At 67.1% G+C, this 17,635-nt stretch carries 23 protein-coding genes; 15 read left to right on the top strand and 8 right to left on the bottom strand.

Features of this window, described 5'->3' with window-relative positions:
- The 6 genes from sufC to ACN4E0_RS04565 are packed head-to-tail and all read left to right on the top strand — an operon-like array spanning position 1 to position 3,889.
- On the top strand, positions 1-747 hold the full coding sequence (gene sufC, locus ACN4E0_RS04540; protein ID WP_419566042.1) for a Fe-S cluster assembly ATPase SufC: 747 nt from the start codon (positions 1-3) through the stop codon (positions 745-747).
- Positions 744-1,058, top strand: coding sequence for a hypothetical protein (locus ACN4E0_RS04545; RefSeq protein ID WP_419566045.1), 315 nt, complete (start codon positions 744-746; stop codon positions 1,056-1,058). Before sufC ends, ACN4E0_RS04545 begins: the two co-directional genes overlap by 4 nt.
- A complete protein-coding gene (locus ACN4E0_RS04550) occupies positions 1,058-1,816 on the top strand; it encodes a SufD family Fe-S cluster assembly protein (protein WP_419566047.1) in 759 nt (252 codons plus the stop codon). Before ACN4E0_RS04545 ends, ACN4E0_RS04550 begins: the two co-directional genes overlap by 1 nt.
- Entirely contained in the window at positions 1,813-3,027 is a 1,215-nt protein-coding gene (locus ACN4E0_RS04555; protein WP_419566049.1) for a cysteine desulfurase, read from the top strand. Before ACN4E0_RS04550 ends, ACN4E0_RS04555 begins: the two co-directional genes overlap by 4 nt.
- Positions 3,024-3,530 (top strand): SUF system Fe-S cluster assembly protein, encoded by a 507-nt coding sequence (locus ACN4E0_RS04560; protein ID WP_419566051.1) that lies wholly within the window; start codon positions 3,024-3,026, stop codon positions 3,528-3,530. The genes ACN4E0_RS04555 and ACN4E0_RS04560 overlap by 4 nt, the downstream gene beginning before the upstream one ends.
- On the top strand, positions 3,530-3,889 hold the full coding sequence (locus tag ACN4E0_RS04565; RefSeq protein ID WP_419566053.1) for a HesB/IscA family protein: 360 nt from the start codon (positions 3,530-3,532) through the stop codon (positions 3,887-3,889). The genes ACN4E0_RS04560 and ACN4E0_RS04565 overlap by 1 nt, the downstream gene beginning before the upstream one ends.
- A gap of 18 nt (positions 3,890-3,907) precedes the next feature.
- Here ACN4E0_RS04565 and ACN4E0_RS04570 read toward each other — a convergent pair whose 3' ends face one another.
- The 3 genes from ACN4E0_RS04570 to ACN4E0_RS04580 form a co-directional block, all read right to left on the bottom strand.
- Entirely contained in the window at positions 3,908-4,837 is a 930-nt protein-coding gene (locus ACN4E0_RS04570; protein ID WP_419566056.1) for a hypothetical protein, read from the bottom strand.
- A 62-nt stretch (positions 4,838-4,899) separates the two neighbouring features.
- Complete coding sequence (locus ACN4E0_RS04575) at positions 4,900-5,319, bottom strand: hypothetical protein (protein ID WP_419566058.1); 420 nt, start codon at positions 5,317-5,319, stop codon at positions 4,900-4,902.
- On the bottom strand, positions 5,312-5,995 hold the full coding sequence (locus ACN4E0_RS04580) for an EI24 domain-containing protein (protein ID WP_419566061.1): 684 nt from the start codon (positions 5,993-5,995) through the stop codon (positions 5,312-5,314). Before ACN4E0_RS04580 ends, ACN4E0_RS04575 begins: the two co-directional genes overlap by 8 nt.
- Before the next feature lie 112 nt (positions 5,996-6,107).
- On the opposite strand from ACN4E0_RS04580, the gene ACN4E0_RS04585 reads away from it, so the two are divergent.
- From ACN4E0_RS04585 to ACN4E0_RS04595, 3 genes are all read left to right on the top strand, one after another.
- A complete protein-coding gene (locus ACN4E0_RS04585) occupies positions 6,108-7,103 on the top strand; it encodes an adenosine kinase (RefSeq protein WP_419566063.1) in 996 nt (331 codons plus the stop codon).
- Positions 7,104-7,178: 75 nt separating this feature from the next.
- Positions 7,179-8,276, top strand: coding sequence for a GNAT family N-acetyltransferase (locus tag ACN4E0_RS04590; RefSeq protein ID WP_419566066.1), 1,098 nt, complete (start codon positions 7,179-7,181; stop codon positions 8,274-8,276).
- Positions 8,273-9,091, top strand: coding sequence for a proline dehydrogenase (locus ACN4E0_RS04595; RefSeq protein WP_419566068.1), 819 nt, complete (start codon positions 8,273-8,275; stop codon positions 9,089-9,091). The genes ACN4E0_RS04590 and ACN4E0_RS04595 overlap by 4 nt, the downstream gene beginning before the upstream one ends.
- A 45-nt stretch (positions 9,092-9,136) precedes the next feature.
- On the opposite strand, the gene ACN4E0_RS04600 is transcribed toward ACN4E0_RS04595, so the two are convergent.
- Positions 9,137-9,640 (bottom strand): helix-turn-helix transcriptional regulator, encoded by a 504-nt coding sequence (locus ACN4E0_RS04600; RefSeq protein WP_419566071.1) that lies wholly within the window; start codon positions 9,638-9,640, stop codon positions 9,137-9,139.
- A gap of 84 nt (positions 9,641-9,724) precedes the next feature.
- Between ACN4E0_RS04600 and ACN4E0_RS04605 the strand changes: the two genes are divergently transcribed.
- Positions 9,725-10,522 (top strand): hypothetical protein, encoded by a 798-nt coding sequence (locus tag ACN4E0_RS04605; protein WP_419566073.1) that lies wholly within the window; start codon positions 9,725-9,727, stop codon positions 10,520-10,522.
- A gap of 5 nt (positions 10,523-10,527) precedes the next feature.
- On the opposite strand, the gene purD is transcribed toward ACN4E0_RS04605, so the two are convergent.
- Complete coding sequence (purD, locus tag ACN4E0_RS04610; protein ID WP_419566076.1) at positions 10,528-11,802, bottom strand: phosphoribosylamine--glycine ligase; 1,275 nt, start codon at positions 11,800-11,802, stop codon at positions 10,528-10,530.
- On the opposite strand from purD, the gene xseA reads away from it, so the two are divergent.
- The 4 genes from xseA (at position 11,801) to ACN4E0_RS04630 (ending at position 15,431) form a co-directional block, all read left to right on the top strand.
- Positions 11,801-13,261, top strand: a complete 1,461-nt coding sequence (gene xseA / locus ACN4E0_RS04615) for an exodeoxyribonuclease VII large subunit (RefSeq protein ID WP_419566078.1) — start codon at positions 11,801-11,803, stop codon at positions 13,259-13,261. The genes purD and xseA overlap by 2 nt on opposite strands.
- 24 nt (positions 13,262-13,285) lie before the next feature.
- A complete protein-coding gene (locus tag ACN4E0_RS04620; protein WP_419566081.1) occupies positions 13,286-13,495 on the top strand; it encodes a DUF2093 domain-containing protein in 210 nt (69 codons plus the stop codon).
- A 158-nt stretch (positions 13,496-13,653) separates the two neighbouring features.
- Positions 13,654-14,406 carry a M23 family metallopeptidase gene (locus tag ACN4E0_RS04625; protein ID WP_419566083.1) on the top strand — a complete coding sequence of 251 codons (753 nt, stop codon included), beginning with the start codon at positions 13,654-13,656 and terminating at the stop codon, positions 14,404-14,406.
- Between the two features lie 44 nt (positions 14,407-14,450).
- Entirely contained in the window at positions 14,451-15,431 is a 981-nt protein-coding gene (locus tag ACN4E0_RS04630; protein ID WP_419566281.1) for an esterase-like activity of phytase family protein, read from the top strand.
- A gap of 52 nt (positions 15,432-15,483) precedes the next feature.
- On the opposite strand, the gene rpmB is transcribed toward ACN4E0_RS04630, so the two are convergent.
- Positions 15,484-15,771 carry a 50S ribosomal protein L28 gene (gene rpmB / locus ACN4E0_RS04635; protein WP_370190163.1) on the bottom strand — a complete coding sequence of 96 codons (288 nt, stop codon included), beginning with the start codon at positions 15,769-15,771 and terminating at the stop codon, positions 15,484-15,486.
- Positions 15,772-15,930: 159 nt separating this feature from the next.
- Between rpmB and ACN4E0_RS04640 the strand changes: the two genes are divergently transcribed.
- On the top strand, positions 15,931-16,386 hold the full coding sequence (locus tag ACN4E0_RS04640) for a nucleoside deaminase (RefSeq protein WP_419566085.1): 456 nt from the start codon (positions 15,931-15,933) through the stop codon (positions 16,384-16,386).
- 21 nt (positions 16,387-16,407) lie between these two features.
- On the opposite strand, the gene ACN4E0_RS04645 is transcribed toward ACN4E0_RS04640, so the two are convergent.
- Positions 16,408-17,121, bottom strand: coding sequence for a ribonuclease T2 family protein (locus ACN4E0_RS04645; protein WP_419566086.1), 714 nt, complete (start codon positions 17,119-17,121; stop codon positions 16,408-16,410).
- Entirely contained in the window at positions 17,108-17,542 is a 435-nt protein-coding gene (locus tag ACN4E0_RS04650; RefSeq protein WP_419566089.1) for a hypothetical protein, read from the bottom strand. The genes ACN4E0_RS04645 and ACN4E0_RS04650 overlap by 14 nt, the downstream gene beginning before the upstream one ends.
- Between the last annotated feature and the right edge of the window lie 93 nt (positions 17,543-17,635).

The following is a 17,635-nucleotide window of genomic DNA, read 5'->3' on the forward strand; positions in this document are numbered from 1 at the left end:
ATGCTGAAAATCGACAATCTCCACGCCGAAATCGACGGCAAGACAATCCTCAACGGCCTCTCGCTGACCGTGCCCGCGGGCGAGGTCCATGCGATCATGGGTCCCAACGGCGCGGGCAAGTCGACGCTCGCCTATGTCCTCGGTGGGCGTCCGGGCTATGAGGTGACGCAGGGCTCGGTCGAGTTCAACGGGGTCGACCTGCTCGGCCTCGAACCGCACGAACGCGCCGCGGCGGGCCTGTTTCTCGGCTTCCAGTACCCGGTCGAGATCCCCGGCGTCTCGAACCTCCAGTTCCTGCGCGAGGCGCTCAACTCGCAGCGCAAGGCGCGGGGCGAGGAGCCGCTCACCGGCGGCGAATTCCTCAAGCTGGCGAAAGAGAAGGCCGGGCTGCTCAAGCTCGACCCCGAGATGCTCAAGCGCCACGTCAATGTCGGCTTCTCGGGCGGCGAGAAGAAGCGCGCCGAGATGGTCCAGATGGGCATTCTCGACCCGAAATTCGCGGTGCTCGACGAGACCGACAGCGGGCTCGATATCGATGCGCTGCGCGTGGTTGGCGAGGGCATCAACGCGATCATGCGCGCGCCCGACAAGGCCGTGCTGCTGATCACCCACTACCAGCGCCTGCTCGAGGTGGTGAAGCCCGACAAGGTCTCGATCCTGTCGCAGGGTCGCATCGTCCAGACCGGCGGGCCCGAGCTTGCGCTGCGCCTCGAGAGCGAGGGCTACGACGCGGTGATGGCGGCATGATCGGCGCACTGTTGCTTCTCGCTGCGCTGGGCCTCGCGCCCGTGGCCGATCCCGGTCCCGAGACCGATCCGATCGTGGTCATCGGCCAGCGCCTGCAGGCGATCGAAGTTCATGTCGGCCGGGGACCCGACGGCAAATGGTATTGCGGCATGGATGGCTCGACCGGCCGGCTCTCGCTCGACAAGCGTCTATGCAAGGCGGTGACGACATGCGTTCGCAAGGGCGCCGTGTCGGATGCGGATGTCGAGCAGTGCGTTGCGACGACCAAGCAAGGCCTGCTGCGAAAGCTCGAACGGGAAAGGGCGCGCTAATGACCGCTACCGAGACCCTTCCCACGCGGCGCGAGGAGGCCTGGCGCTATTCGCGTGTCGAACGCCTGCAGGGCGAGAAACTCGACCACTGGCGGACGATCGACATCGCGGCTGGCGAGAGCTTCCACGACACGCTGCTGATCGCCGACCGTCCGGATACCAGGCCGACCGAACTCCACCGCTGGCGCGTGACGGTTGGCGAAGGCGCGCGATGCGAGCTGTTCGCCGTGCTCTCCTCGGCCGAATATGCGCGGCTGGAAATCGAGGTGACGCTGAAACAGGGTGCGCATTTCGAGCTTGGCGGCATCACCGTCGGCGGGCGCGAGACCGTGCGCGAATTCGTCACCCGCGTGATCCATGCCGAGCCCGAGGCGACCAGCAACCAGTCCGTCCGCAGCGTTCATTGGGGCCATGGCACGGGCAATTTCCTCGGCAATATCGATGTCGTGCGCCATGCGCAGAAGACCGACGCAGCGCAGGACTTTAAGGGGTTGCTGCTGGAAAAGGGCGCGAGCGTGAATGCCGTGCCGCAGCTCGAGATTTTCGCAGACGACGTCAAATGCGCCCACGGCGCCAGCGTCGGCCAGCTCGACGAGACCGCGGGTTTCTACATGGGCGCGCGCGGTCTCTCTCCCGACCTTGCGCGGCGCCTGCTGGTCCAGGCCTTCCTCGGCGATGCGCTGGTCGCGCTCGAGGACGAGGCGCTGCGCGAGCAGCTCATGCGAGTCGCGCTCGACAAGGTGGACAAATACCTGTGAACACCGCCACCCTTTCGCGCAAAGCCGATTTCCCCGGCCTCCTCACGGCAGAAGGCGAGGCTTGGCACTATCTCGACACCGCCGCCTCCGCTCAGAAGCCGCAGGTGGTGGTCGATGCGATGGCCCGCGCGCTGGGCCGCGATTACGCGACCGTGCACCGTGGGGTCTATGGCCGCAGCGCGCAGATGACGCTCGGCTACGAGGCGGCCCGCAAGCGTGTCGCCGATTTCATCGGTGCGCGAAGCGAGAACGAAGTCGTCTTCGTGCGCGGCGCGACCGAGGCCATCAATCTCGTCGCAGCGAGCTGGGGGATGGCCACGATCGGCGAGGGCGACCGCATCGTCCTCTCGACGCTCGAGCATCACTCGAACATCGTGCCCTGGCAGATGGTCGCCGAACGCACCGGCGCGCAGATCGACGTTTGTCCGCTGACCGAGGACGGGCGGATCGATCTCGGCGCGCTCGAAGCGCTGCTGACCCCGCGGACCAGGCTCGTCGCGCTGGCGCATGTGTCGAACGTGCTCGGTAGCGTGCTCGATGCACGCGCGGCCGCCGACCTTGCGCATGCGGTCGGCGCGAAACTCATGCTCGACGGCTGCCAGGCCGTCCCTCGACTGGGCGTCGACATGGCCGCGCTCGATTGCGACTTCTACGCCTTCTCGGGCCACAAGCTCTACGGGCCGACCGGTATCGGCGTGTTGTGGGCGCGCGAGGAGATCCTCGATGCCATGCCCCCGTGGCAGGGCGGCGGCGCGATGATCGACCGGGTGACGTTCGAGAAGACCACCTACGCCCCGCCGCCGCAGCGCTTCGAGGCGGGCACGCCTATGATCACCGAGGCGATCGCGTTGCACGCGGCGATCGACTACGTCGCCGCGCTCGGCCCCGATCGCCTGTTCGCGCATGAAAGCGCGCTCGCGAAGCATTTGCGCGACGAGTTGCGCGCGCTCAATTCGGTCACGCTGTTCGGGCCGGAGGAAAGCGCCGGTATCGTCAGTTTCGCGATCGAGGGGGTTCACCCGCACGATCTTGGCACCATATTGGACGAAGAGCATGTCGCGATCCGCGCCGGACACCATTGTGCGCAACCGCTGATGGACCATCTCGGCGTCCCCGCCACGGCCCGCGCGAGCTTCGGGCTGTATTCCGACGAAAGCGACATCGCCGCGCTGCTGCGCGGCATAGACCGGACCCAGAGGATCTTCGGATGAACGAAGAAACGAATACCGATACCGACTTCATCGCGGCCCCGTCGCCCGCCGACGTGGTGGCTGGCAAGCCGCCGCGCGCGCGGGTGGAGGATGCCGTCGATCCCGAGGAATCGCCGCGCGAGACGATGGAGCGCAAGCGCGACTATCTCGAAGGCTTCCTGCAGAAAAAGCCCGAGAACGTGCCAGCAGGCGCGCCGGGAGGCGATCTCTACGAAGCGGTGATCGCCGCGCTCAAGGAAATCTACGATCCCGAGATCCCCGTGAACATCTACGATCTCGGGCTGATCTACGGCGTCGAGGTCGACGACGAGAGCGATGTGACCGTCACCATGACACTGACGACGCCGCATTGCCCGGTTGCCGAGACCATGCCGGGCGAGGTCGAGCTGCGCGCCGCCAGCGTGCCCGGCGTGCGCGATGCCGAGGTCAATCTCGTCTGGGACCCGCCCTGGGGCCCCGACAAGATGACCGACGAGGCACGCCTCGAACTGGGGATGCTGTGATGAGCGATGCCGCTACCCGGCCCGCACCCAAGGCCGCCGTGATCCTGACCAAGGCGGCGGAACAGCGTGTCGCCGATCTGATGGCCAAGGCGCCCGAGGATGCGATCGGCGTGAAGCTGTCTACCCCGCGCCGCGGCTGCTCCGGACTCGCCTATTCGGTCGACTACGTCACCGAGGAAGCCAGGTTCGACGAGAAGATCGAGACGCCCGGAGGCATATTCTACATCGACGGCGCGAGCGTGCTCTACCTCGTCGGCAGCACGATGGACTGGGTCGAGGACGATTTCACCGCCGGTTTCGTGTTCGAAAACCCCAACGCCAAGGGCGCCTGTGGCTGCGGCGAGAGTTTCATGGTCTGAGCGCTGCGGCGCTTGCGTCTAGTCCCCGGCGAGGAAATCGAGCAGCGCGCGTTCGTATTGGTCGATTTCGCCATCGGCATCGATTCGTGCGTCGAGCCATTCGCGCTCCGAATGCGTCACCGCATGCGCAGCGGCGACATCCTCCTCGCGTGAGGATCCACCGGGCGTGCTGCGGAAGATCTTTCCGAACACATCGGGCGAGGCTTTCGCCATGCGCCCGAGGAACCGGCCGACGCTGACCTGTGTCTGGGCCATGAAGGCCTCCAGCTCGGCAGCGCGCTCGCGGCCGAGCTGCGCGTCGGCGTCGGCATAGCCCTGCAGATAGTTGGCGACGCCCTGGACGAAGAGCTGTTTCCATTCGGGCGCGTTGTCGGCATCCAGCGTCGCATCCTTCAGGCGGAAAAGCATGTCGGCTTCCTTCGGGCCGACCGCCGCGGGGCGTTCGCTCGCCGGCGCGAAGATGGCGCGGCGCAGCAGCCGGACCTCGGTCGCATTGACATTGCCTGCTTCCAGCCTGCCGCCGTCGCGCGTCGGACCGGTACCCTCGATGACGGCCAGCTCGATCTGCGAAATCGCATAGTCCTTGAGGGCCGACGGGACGTTGAGCGCACGTTCGAATACGCGGATCAGGAGTTCGATTTCGGCCATCGATCCGAGCTCGCCGTCCTCGTCGATCCGCTCCATCAGCCAGCTCGCGTTTTCGGCATCGACATAGCCCGTCGGCGCGCGCTGATTGACGATGTATTCGCCCAGCGCCTCGACGAAGAAATCCACCCATTCGGCGCTTTTCGTTGCAAGCTGTCGGTTGAGCGAGAAAATCGCCTCGGCCTCGGCCTGGGAGAGGCGACCGTCGGACCATGCCTCGCGGCGCAACGACAGGATCTCCTCCGAGGAAATCGCGCCGTCCGCGCCGGCCTTCTTCGTCAGTTCGCCGAAATGCACACTCATCGGGATCGACCTCCTGCAGGATTCCGATCCGATGGGAATAGCGCAGCTTGCTTAAGACCGCGTTAGCGCCTCAGCGCGCGGACGCAGGCGGCCCGGTCGACATCGAGTCCGTCGCTCGCGCGCCGCGCATCGACATAGGTCGCGCTCGGCTCTGCGCCGGGCTGCAGGGGATAGAGATAGACGTCGAGGACGCAGGCCTCGCCGGTGAATTGCAGCTTCCTGGCATCGCCTTCCTTCACCGCCAGGCGCGGCGTGCCGAAGAGGTTGGCAAGCGCGGTTTCGTTGCGGCCGATCACGCCTTCGAGCCCGGGAAGATTCATGACCCGCGGCGCACGGAAGGCGGTGGTGGAAGGCGCCACGCGAACCTGCTGGGGCGGCGGCGCCGCGACGGGCGCACGAGTGGAGGGCGAGGTTCCGCTTGGCACGGGCCCCGTGGCGCAGGCGCCCAGCAGGGGGAGCAGGAGGAGGGCGGTTTTACGCATGTAGCTCTTTCTCGCGAGCGCGGTGGACGAGGTGCGTGGCACAGGCTGCGCCCACTATCGGAGCTAGGAGGTTGAGGAAAGGTATCGCAAGCAGCGCGACCACCGCTCCGCCGAGCAGGAGGCGCGTCCCGCCGCTTATCGGGGCAAGCTCGGCCGCATCGGCGCGGTGAGGCAGCCACACCAGATCTTGCAGCTCGCGCCCGATCAGCCAGGCGTTGACGAAGAGAAATACCAGCGCGGGTCCGAAGCCCGACAGCAAAAGCAGCCCCGCCACGGGCAGCGCCAGAATGTTGGCGACCAGCGTCCGTGCCAGCGAGCGCAGCGCGCCGCGCAATTCCTCCCCGAAACCGATCGGGCGCGCTGTCGCGGCGGCTTGCGGATAATGCCGCTTCTCGACCGCGCGCACGACGTCCTCGGCGAAGAACTGGAGCACGAACAGCGAGACCACGCGGAACAGGAACCAGCCGGCAACGAGAGTGACCAGCGCTGCGGCCAGGGCACCGAGGCCGGCAAGGGCCCTGTCGCCGAACATTGCATCGAGCGCGACGTAGAAACCCACCCCGCCAGCAGCGAAAATCGCCAGCGTCAGCACGGCCGTCTTGCCGAGGATCCTGACGATCGCGGGGTCGCCGAGCTGGCCGAGAGCGAGGGCAAGGGCGCGAGGGAGCGACAGCATCGGATCGCGGGGATGCGCGCCGCCCGCGCCCGAGTCAACGCCGCCCTTGGACTTCGCCCCTCGAACCGCTAACGGCGCGGGAGTACAGAATTCTGATCCCTCCGGAGTATTCATGACCGCACCCCGCTACGACGTAATCGCGATCGGCAATGCCATCGTCGATGTGATGGCCCCTTGCGACGAGGAGCTGATTGACGAGCTCGATCTCAACAAGGGCGGCATGACCCTGGTCGACGAGGAGGGTGCGCGGCGCCTCTATTCGGCGATGGGCCCGGCGCGCGAGATTTCGGGCGGCTCGGCGGCGAATACTCTGGCCGGAATGAGCGCACTGGGCGCGCAATGCGCCTTCGTCGGCCAGGTCGCGAAGGACCAGCTGGGCGACGTCTTCACCCACGACATTCGCGCCGTCGGTATCGATTTCGACACGCCCGCTCGCGACGGCGAGCCCTCGACCGCGCGCTGCCTGATTTTCGTGACGCCCGATGGCGAGCGTACGATGAACACTTTCCTCGGCGCGAGCCAGTTCCTGCCGCCCGCAGCGCTCGACGACGAGTTGATCGCCAGCGCGGGCATCCTCTATCTCGAAGGCTATCTGTGGGATCCCGAAGAACCGCGCAGCGCGATGCGGCGGGCGATCGAGGTCGCACGCAAAGCCGGTCGCAAGGTCGCCTTCACGGCATCCGAAAGCTTCGTCATCGAACGCCATGGCGACGATTTCCGTGCGCTGATCGAAGAAGGCCAGATCGACATCCTCTTCGTCAACGAGCATGAACTCGCTACGCTCACGGGTACGAGCGATTTCGACGAAGGCGTGGCGATGGTCGAAGGCAAGGTCCCCGTGCTCGTCGCGACCCGGAGCGCCAGGGGCGCGGTCGGCGTTGCTCAGGGCGAACGCGTGACCATCGCCGCTGAGCCGATCGACAAGGTGATCGACACCACCGGGGCCGGCGATCTCTTCGCCGCCGGCTTCCTGACCGGCCATGCGCGCGGCGAAAGCCTCGAGACATGTCTGCGGATGGGCGCGATCTGCGCGGCCGAGATCATCTCGCATTATGGCGCGCGTAGCGAGGCCGACCTCAAGGCGCTGGTCGCCGAAAAGCTCGGCTGACGGGGCGACCGATATCCCGAGGGCCATCGAATCTTAGGGATTGCGTGGTAGAGGGCGCGCGAAAGGGAAACGCGCTTGCGCCACGAACCGCTCGCCGAACGCCGCGCCACTCCGGGGCTGACCAGCCGCGCGCTGGCGCACGTCCAGGCGTGGGCCGAGCTCGGCGAGGCGGCCGCCCTGCCGACGCAACATCCCGATTTCGGACAAGCGGCCGCGCAGACCCTCCTGCCCTCGACCCCGCTGATCCTGGTCGAGCAATCGGGGCCCGCGGGCGTCGAAGCGATCGCACCGCTTGTGCGCGATCGAGGCCGGTTGGCGCGCTGGCGACTGCTGGGTGATAGAGAGGTGCACGAGCCCGGAGCACCGCTGCTGCGCGATGCGGAAGCCGCGATGCGACTCGCGAAAGCGGTGTGCGCGCTAGAGCGGCCCGTAGAGCTCGCCCGCGTGCCGCTCGATTCGCCGATCGTGGCCGCGCTGCGCGAGGTGGCCCCCGCGCACGGCACGCTGATCGTTCGCGAGGCCGATTCGTGCCCCTTCCTTTCGATCGATGCGGGATGGAGCGAGGCCGAGAGCCAATTCTCCTCGCGCCGCCGCTCCGATTTCCGTCGTGCGCAGCGTAAGGCCGAAGCGCAGGGCGAGGTGAGCTACGCCATGCATCGCCCGGCGCCGGTGGAATTCGACGGTCTCTTCGACGAGGCGATCGCGGTCGAGGCGAAGAGCTGGAAGCGCGCGGCGGGCACGGCGATCCTGTGCGATCCGGCGAAAGAGGGCTTCTTTCGCAGCTACTTGCGCGCCTGCGCCGAGCGCGGCGAAACGCGCATCGCCACAATGCGGATCGACGGCACGATGGTCGCGATGCAGCTCGCCGTGGCCTGGCGCGGGCGCTACTGGCTCTACAAAATCGGCTTCGACGAGGACGTCGCCAAATGCTCTCCCGGCACCCTGCTGATGCTCCATGCGCTCGGTGAAGCGGCGCGTGAGGGCCTCACCGGTTTCGAGATGATGGGCGAAGCCGACAGCTGGATCAGCGAGTTCTGGACCCGCGAGGCGCATCCCTGCGTGCGGTTGCGCTTCTATCCGCGCACCTTCGCCGGCTTTGCCGGGCTCGCGCAGGACGGCCTCGGCTGGGCGAAGGCGCGGCTCAATCGGCGGTTTCGCCCGGACGACGCATGAATTTTCCCGGCAAGGCCCTGCTTCGCCAGGCGCGATATGCCATGCCCGATGTGGTGGGCGCGTGCCTGCCGATGGAATCGAGCGAAGCGGCGGCTGCCGCCTGCGCCCGGATCGCGACAAGGACGAATGTCAGGATCACGCTCGGCTATTTTGCGCGGCCCGACGAAGAACCCGCCGCCGTTGCGCAAGCCTTTGTCCAGGCGGCGCGGGCGCTCAGAGAGGTGGAGGCGATCGATGCGGAACTGGCGGTCAAAGTGCCGCCGCTCGGCTTCGACCAAGCACTGCTCAGGAACATCGCGGGCGAGGGCATTCCGCTGATCCTCGATGCCCTGACGCCCGAGCAGGCTCCCCAGACCCTCTCGCTGGCCGAGGCGCCGGGCTGCGGCGTGGCGCTTCCCGCGCGCTGGCGGCGCAGCGTGGACGATGCGGGCGCCTTGCGGAAGAAAGACTGTCGCATCCGGGTGATCAAGGGCGAATGGGCCGACCCGCAGAACGATCCGGAGGATCCTGCCGAGGCCTTTCTCGATGTGGTCCGCGCGCTCGCGGGCCGCACCGCGCCGGTCGAGGTGGCGACGCATGACCCCCGGCTCGCCGAGGCTGCGCTCGCGATCCTCGTCGCGAGCGGAACCCCTGCCGAGCTGGGCCAGCTTCGCGGGCTACCGCAACGTCGCAGCCGTGCGGTTGCGCTGCGACACAAGGTACCCGTGCGCTACTATTACCCCTACGGTCCCGGCTGGTGGCCCTATGCGATCGAGCAGGCTCTGCGGAAACCCTACTTGCCAGTCTGGGCGCTGCGCGACCGGATCGGACGCTAGCCTCCTTGCAAGCCGGGACATCAATTTCCAAGGGGGTTTGCGCGGCTAGTTCGGTGCCATGGGAGTTGCGTCGAGCAGGTCGTCGAGAAAGAGCGACATCAGCATCGGCTGCCCCGTAACGCCGGACTTGGTATAGACTTGGCTCAGCTGCGAGCGGACGGTCCCCGGCGAAGAGCCGCGCAGCGCCGCGATCTCGGCGATCGAACATCCCTTGAGCGCGAACAGCGCGACTTCGGCTTCGCCGCGCGAAAGGTTCCAGTCCGAAAAGCGCTTGCGCATGAGGTCGCCCAAAGCCCCGCGTGCGATTGCCACGACTTCCTCGCGTTTGCGTGCTTCTCCCAGCAATCGCCGGATCACGAGCGCGCCAAGGGCGATCCCAGCAAAAAGGGCAAGCCCGACGAACAAGTCGAGCAGGGCCGGCAGACCACCTTCCTCGCGCACGGCGTCCCACAGGAAATAAGCCACCGCGACGAGTTGCACGAGGATCACGAGGGCGATCGGGATAAGCTCGCGATCGCGCTCCGCTGTCATGGCACTTTGGCTGGTCATGGCTGTTTTGGACTTCCGCTTATGGCCTGGTCCCTCGCATCGATCTTAGCTCTTTCGGACGCATCGGGCGTCAGGAGTAACGCAATGAACGAGCAAGCGAAAGACGCGCTGGCCAAGGTGCCTGCGGTCACCCTCGGCTTTTGGGTCATCAAGATCCTCGCGACCACTTTCGGGGAAACCATGGGCGATACGGTCAGCATGAGCTGGCTGGGTGAAACCACTGCCAGCGCCGGCCAGTCGGGCCTCAACGGCTATCTGGTGGGGACCGCGTTGTTCGGCACTGTGCTGGCGTTGCTCGTTGCGGCGCAGATCAGGGCGCGCCATTTCCATCCCCTGCTCTACTGGGCGACGATCATCGCTTCGACCACCGCGGGAACGACGCTCGCGGATTTCGCCACGCGCTCGCTCGGGATTGGCTATCCGGGCGGTTCTACCCTGCTCTTGGGAATGGTGCTTGCCTCGCTCTTCGTCTGGCATCGAGCACTGGGAAGTATTTCGGTGAGCACCGTGCACGAACCGCGTGCGGAGCTATATTACTGGCTGACGATCACCTTCTCGCAGACCCTCGGCACCGCGCTGGGCGACTGGGTTGCCGACGGCACGTTGGGATATCTCGGTGCGGCGGTTATCTTCGGTGGACTGCTCGCACTGGTCGCGGCCGCCTATTTCTGGTCCAGCATCGACCGGGTGGCGCTGTTCTGGGCCGCATTCATCCTCACCCGTCCTCTGGGGGCGGTGGTCGGCGATTTTCTCGACAAACCGGTCGCGCATGGCGGGCTCGAACTCAGCCGCCCCATCGCCTCGCTGGTGCTTGCCGGAGCGATCCTCGTACTGATCTTGTTCGTACCCCAGCGGGCGGAACGACGCGCCGCAGCGGGGTAGGGCGCCTACCCCTGTTCGCGCCGCACCTCGCGCTGGCCGATGTCGCGGCGGCAGAACCCGTCGGGGAAGGCGATCGCGTCGACTGCGGCATAGGCGTTGCGCTGCGCGTCGGTGGCGCTCTTGCCGCGCGCGGTCACGTTGAGCACGCGTCCGCCGCTGGCAATCAGCGTGTCGCCGTCCAGCTTGGTGCCGGCGTGGAAGACCCTGGCGCCGTTCGCTTCGGCCTCGCCAAGCTCTATCGCCCCGCCTGCCTTTGGCGTCCCGGGATAGCCCTCGGCCGCCATCACCACGGTCAGCGCGAAATCGTCCGACAGGATCGGCGCGGCTACCTCGGCCAGTCTCCCCCGAGCGCAAGCCTGCATCAGCTCGACGAGATCGCTTTCGAGCCGCATCATCAGGACCTGGCATTCGGGATCACCGAAGCGCGCATTGTATTCAATCAATTGTGGGCCGCTTTTGGTCAGCATCAACCCTGCATAGAGCACGCCGGAATAGGGCATGCCCTCGTCGCGCATGGTGCGCACGGTCGGTTCGACGATCTCGCGCATCACCTGCGCCTGCAGCGCTTCGGAAAGGACCGGAGCAGGCGAATAGGCACCCATGCCGCCGGTGTTGGGGCCGGTATCGCCCTCGCCCACGCGCTTGTGGTCCTGCGCCGTGCCGATGGGCACGATCGTCGTTCCGTCGGTCAGCGCGAAGAAGCTTGCCTCCTCGCCGGTCAGGAACTGTTCGATCACCACCTCGCTGCCCGCGCTGCCGAAGCGGCCGTCGAACATTTCGTCGAGCGCGTGCTGCGCCTCCTCGCGCGTTTCGGCGATGACCACGCCCTTGCCCGCGGCGAGCCCGTCGGCCTTGAGCACGAAGGGCGGGTCGAACTTCTTGAGCGCGCCCCATGCCGCCTCGAGCGAGGTGCAGCGCTCGTAGCGCGCGGTGGGGATATTCGCGCGGCGGCACAATTCCTTGGTGAAGCCCTTGCTGCCTTCGAGCTGCGCTGCCTTGCGCGAGGGGCCGAAGGTGTCGATCCCCTCAGCCCGCAGCGAATCGGCAAGGCCATCGACCAGCGGCGCCTCGGGGCCGATGATGACGAGGCCCACGTCGTTCTGCTGGCAGAAGTTGATCACCGCCTCGTGGTCGGTCGCATCGAGCGCGATGCAGGTCGCATCCTGCGCGATGCCCGGATTGCCCGGCGCCGCCCACAGCTTGTCGCAGAGCGGCGATTGCGCCAGTTTCCAGCTGAGCGCATGTTCGCGCCCGCCCGACCCGAGCAAAAGGATATTCATGGCCAGCCACTTTCCGTCAGATAGCGAGGATGGGGGCTTGGTAGCGAAGGGGCGCGCGGGCGACAACGCCGAGCCGCTCTCGATCAGCGAAATCTCCAACCTGCTCAAGCGCACGGTCGAGGACCGCTTCGGTTTCGTCCGGTTGCGCGGCGAGCTGTCGGGGGTGAAGCACGCTGCGAGCGGCCACCTCTATTGCGCGCTGAAGGACGACAAGGCGGTGCTCGACGGGGTGATGTGGCGTGGAAATGCCGAACGCCTGCCCTTCCGGCCCGAGGACGGGCTCGAGGTCGTCGCCAGCGGCAAGCTGACGACCTATCCCGGCCGCTCGAAATACCAGATCGTGATCGAGCGGATGGAGCTGGCGGGCGAAGGCGCGCTGCTGGCGCTGCTCGAGAAGACGCGCGCACGGCTGGCGGCGGAGGGGCTGTTCGCGCAGGAACGCAAGCAGCCGCTGCCCTTCCTGCCGCGCACGATCGGCGTGGTCACCTCGCCGACCGGGGCGGTGATCCGCGACATCCTCCACCGGCTGGCCGATCGCTTCCCCAGCCGGGTGGTGGTCTGGCCGGTGCTGGTCCAGGGCCAGGGCGCCGCCGACCAGGTCGCCGGTGCGGTGCGCGGCTTCGCCGCCATGCCCGAAGGCCATCCCGACCGGCCCGATCTCGTCATCGTTGCGCGCGGCGGTGGTTCGATCGAGGATCTGTGGAGCTTCAACGAGGAGGCGGTGGTCCGTGCCATCGCCGAATGCTCGATCCCGACGATCAGCGCGGTCGGGCACGAGACCGATACCACGCTCGCCGATTACGCCGCCGACCGCCGCGCGCCGACGCCCACAGCCGCGGCCGAGATCGCGGTGCCCGTGCGAGCCGAGTTGGCCGCGACGCTGGCCGATTTCGAGGCGCGCAAGAAGCGCGCGATCCTGCGCCCGGTCCAGCTGGGCCGCGAGAGGCTGCAGGCGCGCAGCGAACGCCTGCCTACGCCCGAGGGGCTGTTGCAACCGCAGGCGCAGCGGCTCGACGAACTCGCCGAGCGACTGCGACGAGGCCTGCGCGATTGCGCGGGGCAGGGGCGCGAGCGGCTTTCGGAACTCCGCCTCTCGCCCGCCGTGCTCTCGCGCAACCTGCGCGAGGCGCAGCGGGCACTGGCGGGGCAGAAGCTGGCGCCCGCGCTGGTCGCGCGCCCGCTCGCCGAGCGACGCGAGCGGCTCGCGGCGCTGCAGCGCGTGATGCGCTCGCTCGATCCCGACACGGTTCTCAGGCGCGGCTATGTCCGCGTGACCGGGCCCGACGGGCGGACCCTCACCGACAAGGCGGTTGCCGAGAACGAAGCGACGCTGACGCTCAAGTTCCGCGACGGCGATCTCGATGTGGTGCCCCGGGGCAGTCCGACGCCGACCACCGCCCCGCGCCGCAAACTGCCGAAAAAAGGAACCGCGCCGAAACAGGATGATTTGTTCGGTTAAGGTGGACCTGCTAGGATTCGCACCATGCTGATGAACAAGAATTCGGGTCCGTCGAACGGCGAGGCCAAACTGCACTACGGCCCCTCGGGCTTTCGCGTACTGCGCGCGGGCAGCCATGTCTTCTGCGCGATGAGTGGCGTGCCGATCCCGCTGGAGGAACTGCGCTACTGGTCGGTCGAGCACCAGGAGGCCTATGCCAGCCCCCAGCTCGCGACCGAGCGGCTGGCGCTGTGAATTTCACGAGGGTTGCACCACTCCTTCTGCTCACCACCGCCTGCGTCCCCGCTGCCGAGCCCGAGTCTTCGGGCGCCGCCAAGGTAGTGCAGCCCGTGCGTGTCGCCCCTGCGCCCACTCCGCGCCCGACCCCGGAGAGGGCTCCGCTCCGTCCTTCGGTGTTCACCTTCGCCGGCGAGCTCGAACAGGGCGGCTGGATTCGCGGGATCGTTCCTCAAGCCACGGTCGAGGCCACGCTGGGCGAGGACAAACTGGCATTCGACGAGGCCGGACGCTTCTTCGCCGCGTTCGACCGCGATGCCGCGCCGGCGATCAAGCTCGTTGCTCGTTTCGCGGACGGGCGGCGCATCGAAAGCCCACTCGCCATTGCGCCACGCGACTGGGAGATCGAGCACGTAAACGTAGCCCGCACGCCGGGCGGACCCTCGGCGGCGTTCATGAAGATTCGCCAGCCAGAACTCGACGCCATCTGGAATGCACGGCTGAAAGAAACCGGTGCGCGAGGGTGGCAGCAGGACTTCATCTGGCCGGTCACGGGGCGCATCTCGGGCCGCTTCGGCTCGCAGCGGATCTATCGCGGCGAACCGGGCAGCTACCATTCGGGGATCGATATCACCACCGGCACGAGCGGCACCGCCTACGTTGCGCCTGCCGACGGGGTGGTGGTGCTCGCGGTCGACGATTTCAGCCTCGAGGGCAAGCTGCTGATCATCGATCACGGGCAGGGGCTCAACAGCGCCTTCCTCCATTCCTCGCGACTCTATGTCGAAGAGGGCGACCGGGTGACGCAAGGCCAGCATATCGGGGACATCGGCTCTTCCGGCCGCGCGACGGGCCCGCATCTCCACTGGAGTCTCAAATGGCGCAATGCTCGGCTCGATCCGCTGCTATTCACCGGGCCGATGCGCTGAGCGCTTGACGCCCGGCCGCCCGCGTCCAACACCGCCCTTTGCCCATGCGCCGCAAGCGTCTCGTCCTCGCCATACTGCTCGCTGCCGCGCTCGCGCCCGGCACCTGGTTGCGCGTGCCCGTCGAGCCGTACCGTTTCGAGCCGCTGGTGAGCATCACTCCGCTCGCCGTCGGGGTGACGCACGCGGGACCTTTCGAACCGGTCGCGGCCTGGCAGCTGACCGGAGACCGCCTGGAGTTCCGCGGCTGGTCTGCAATGGTCGCGCTCGACGACCAGCGCTTCCTCGCGGGATCCGATGGCGGGCGCCGGATGGTCTTCGAACGGCCCGACCGCAGCAGGCTGCCGGGCGTGCTTGGCCGATTCCACGACAACGAAGAGAGTATCAAGGAGGGGCGCGACCTCGAATCGCTGACGATCGATCCGTCCAGCGGCACGGTGTGGGGCGGCTTCGAATACCGCCAGTCGATCGTCCGCTTCGACGCAGAGTATCGACCCGATGGCGAGGTCCATCCGCGCGCCATGCGCCGCTGGGACGACAACGCCGGACCGGAGAGTCTCGTGCGCCTGTCCGACGGGCGATTCCTGGTGATCGAGGAGGGTGCCCAGCTTTGGCGGGGGCACCATCATGCGGCGCTGCTATTCGCCGGCGATCCGATCGACGACCCGCATCCCGAGAGCCTCGTGGTCGAGGTCCCGCGCGGCTATCGTCCGGTCGATGCGACCCCGCTCGAAGACGGGAAGGCGCTGGTCCTGCTTCGGCGTCTGGTGTGGGGCATCCCGCCCACATTCGACACCGCGCTGGCGCTGCTCGACATCGACCACCGCGACGACCGGGGCATTGTCCGGGCACGCCTGCTCGCGGAACTGGGCAATTCGATCCCGAAGGACAATTACGAGGGGATCGCGGTCACCGACGACGACGATGGGCGGCACGTCTGGCTGATCTCGGACGACAATTCGATGTCGTTCCAGCGCACGCTGCTGCTCAAGCTAAGGTGGAATCCACGCGAAAAGGCGCGCGAGTAGCCCTCGCGCGCCTTTCGAATTCTCGCTGCGGCGCCGGAGCGCGCGTCAGGCCTTACGAGGCTGCGACGGCCTTCTTCAGCTCGCGCTTCACCTTGAGCGCGTTGGCCGAGAGCTTCTCGTCGCTGGTCTTCAGGAGCCAGTTGTCGAGGCCGCCATTGTGCTCGACCGAGCGCAGGCCGTGAGTCGATACGCGGAACTTGAAGCTGCGGTCGAGCTTCTCGCTCATCAGCGTGACGTTCTGCAGGTTCGGCAGGAAGACCTTCTTGGTCTTGTTGTTGGCGTGGCTCACATTGTGACCGACCTGGCGGCCCTTGCCGGTGAGTTCGCAAATGCGCGACATGATACGTCTCTCGTTCGAATGGGCGGGCGAGCTTTCCCGTGCTGCTCTCGCGGCAACGTGGGTCCGTTCTTGTCCCGGAAAGCGGCGCGCATAGCGGCGAGGGTGCGAATCGTCAAGCACGTTGCGCGTCCGCCCTCCGGGGGCTAGCGCGTCCGCACTATGAGCGCCTGGACCCTTCCGCAACCCATGAACCGTGCGCTCGCGCTCGCGCAAGCGGCCGCTGCCCTCGGCGAGGTGCCCGTCGGGGCGGTGGTGACGCGCGGCGGCGAGGTGATCGCCGAGGCGCATAATTCTCCGCGCGAAACGCACGATCCGACCGCGCATGCCGAAATTCTCGCGATTCGCCGCGCGGCGCAGGCGCTCGGCGACGAACGCCTCACCGATTGCCAGCTCTGGGTCACGCTCGAGCCTTGCGCCATGTGCGCCGGTGCGATCGTCCATGCACGGATCGGCAAGCTCTACTACGCTGCAAGCGACCCCAAGGGGGGCGCGGTCGAGCACGGCGCCCGCGTGTTCGAGCAACGACAGTGCCTCCACCGGCCCGAGGTCTATGCGGGCATGGGCGAGGGGCATGCGGCGGAACTGTTGCGCGAGTTCTTCAGGGAGCGGCGCTGACGGCGGCGGGGCCGGCGTCCCTCACAAACCCCGCCAGATCTTGGCATCGGCGTCGTCCCGCGCCCCGAACCGTCGACGGTCGCAGGCGGCGGGCATGAAGCGCTTGTCGTAGCAGAGATGCAATTCTTCCAGCCAACCGCGCGCATTCAGGTGAACGCCCACCGCTTCGCGCGGCCAGTCTGGATTGGCATCGGTGAAACGGGTGCGAATGGTCCCGGCGGTGAGGTCCTTCTCGCGGCTCACGCGGTCGAGATCGGGAAGGCGCAGGCCCTGCCACAGGATGCGCGTGACTTTGAAATAGGTTGCCGGGCGCTTGGTCATGCAGGCGCCGTGCTTCGCCCATTGCCGCGCGAGCAGGGCTGCTGAAGGCGTCAGGCACATGTTCGTTGCCACCTCGCGCGGCAGTGGCTCGCGCGCCGCGTTGCACCATTGCGGCCAGCTTCGCCCGCTCTCGGGCCACAGCCCATGCACCACCAGACCGAACAGCCCCGCCTGTCCGCTGCACTGGCGCGCATGGGCCGGTTGGCGCTTGCGTGGCTTGCAGAATTCAGGGCTCCAACTCAACGCCAGCGTATAGCCCGTGACCGGCAGGACCCGCGGCGGGGCCTCCGCCTCGACCCTGGGCAGGTCGAGCATTCGTGGCAGACGGCATTGGTAGTGCTGTGCGGCGAGCGGCGCGGCGTCGAGCAGCCCGACCGCGAGAAAGGCGAGCGCGATCCGCCTAGGGCGTGGCACGGTCGTCGGGATTTTCGGCAAACCATGCCTTGGCGTCGGGTCGAAACAGGATCGCAACCGCCGCCCCGGCGACAAGGCTCGCGGCGAGATCCAACCAGGCGCCGGCACTCGGTCCGAGGACGGTGAGCTCGCGATAGTTCTGGAACAGCGCATAAAGTACGACGAGGACCAGAACATAGCGCATGATGCCCATCCGAAGCAGCGAGATGGTGGTCCACAGGATGCTCGCGAGCAGCAGGAAGATGAAGATCGAGGCGGTGACCATCCAGATGGCCATTCCGCGCGCGCCCTCGCCTACACCGTCAAATCCCGCCAAGGCCTGCTCTTCGAGTCCGGCGAAGCTGAGTACTGCGGAAGCGAAGACCAGCAGCGTCGCGATCGGAAACAGGACGTCGAACAGCTTGATCGAACTCGGCTTCACCCCTCGTCTCCCCCATTTGCTCGCTGGAGATGCAACAAACTGCGGGGGAGGTAAAGGTCTGTGAGGAGGCGAATCCGTGATTGTCGGGCGCGG

It is taken from the genome of Qipengyuania sp., from assembly GCF_048550555.1.
In the GTDB taxonomy this organism is placed as follows: Bacteria; Pseudomonadota; Alphaproteobacteria; order Sphingomonadales; family Sphingomonadaceae; genus Qipengyuania.

Coding starts and splice junctions, on each gene's coding strand:
- purD (WP_419566076.1), bottom strand. CDS start 11,802: ATGAATATCCTTTTGCTCGGGTCGGGCGGGCGCGAACATGCGCTCAGC.
- ACN4E0_RS04575 (WP_419566058.1), bottom strand. CDS start 5,319: ATGCGTAAAACCGCCCTCCTCCTGCTCCCCCTGCTGGGCGCCTGCGCC.
- ACN4E0_RS04600 (WP_419566071.1), bottom strand. CDS start 9,640: ATGACCAGCCAAAGTGCCATGACAGCGGAGCGCGATCGCGAGCTTATC.
- ACN4E0_RS04560 (WP_419566051.1), top strand. CDS start 3,024: ATGAACGAAGAAACGAATACCGATACCGACTTCATCGCGGCCCCGTCG.
- ACN4E0_RS04630 (WP_419566281.1), top strand. CDS start 14,451: ATGCGCCGCAAGCGTCTCGTCCTCGCCATACTGCTCGCTGCCGCGCTC.
- ACN4E0_RS04640 (WP_419566085.1), top strand. CDS start 15,931: ATGAGCGCCTGGACCCTTCCGCAACCCATGAACCGTGCGCTCGCGCTC.
- ACN4E0_RS04620 (WP_419566081.1), top strand. CDS start 13,286: ATGCTGATGAACAAGAATTCGGGTCCGTCGAACGGCGAGGCCAAACTG.
- ACN4E0_RS04605 (WP_419566073.1), top strand. CDS start 9,725: ATGAACGAGCAAGCGAAAGACGCGCTGGCCAAGGTGCCTGCGGTCACC.
- ACN4E0_RS04570 (WP_419566056.1), bottom strand. CDS start 4,837: ATGAGTGTGCATTTCGGCGAACTGACGAAGAAGGCCGGCGCGGACGGC.
- rpmB (WP_370190163.1), bottom strand. CDS start 15,771: ATGTCGCGCATTTGCGAACTCACCGGCAAGGGCCGCCAGGTCGGTCAC.
- ACN4E0_RS04550 (WP_419566047.1), top strand. CDS start 1,058: ATGACCGCTACCGAGACCCTTCCCACGCGGCGCGAGGAGGCCTGGCGC.
- ACN4E0_RS04545 (WP_419566045.1), top strand. CDS start 744: ATGATCGGCGCACTGTTGCTTCTCGCTGCGCTGGGCCTCGCGCCCGTG.
- ACN4E0_RS04595 (WP_419566068.1), top strand. CDS start 8,273: ATGAATTTTCCCGGCAAGGCCCTGCTTCGCCAGGCGCGATATGCCATG.
- ACN4E0_RS04580 (WP_419566061.1), bottom strand. CDS start 5,995: ATGCTGTCGCTCCCTCGCGCCCTTGCCCTCGCTCTCGGCCAGCTCGGC.
- ACN4E0_RS04585 (WP_419566063.1), top strand. CDS start 6,108: ATGACCGCACCCCGCTACGACGTAATCGCGATCGGCAATGCCATCGTC.
- sufC (WP_419566042.1), top strand. CDS start 1: ATGCTGAAAATCGACAATCTCCACGCCGAAATCGACGGCAAGACAATC.
- xseA (WP_419566078.1), top strand. CDS start 11,801: ATGGCCAGCCACTTTCCGTCAGATAGCGAGGATGGGGGCTTGGTAGCG.
- ACN4E0_RS04565 (WP_419566053.1), top strand. CDS start 3,530: ATGAGCGATGCCGCTACCCGGCCCGCACCCAAGGCCGCCGTGATCCTG.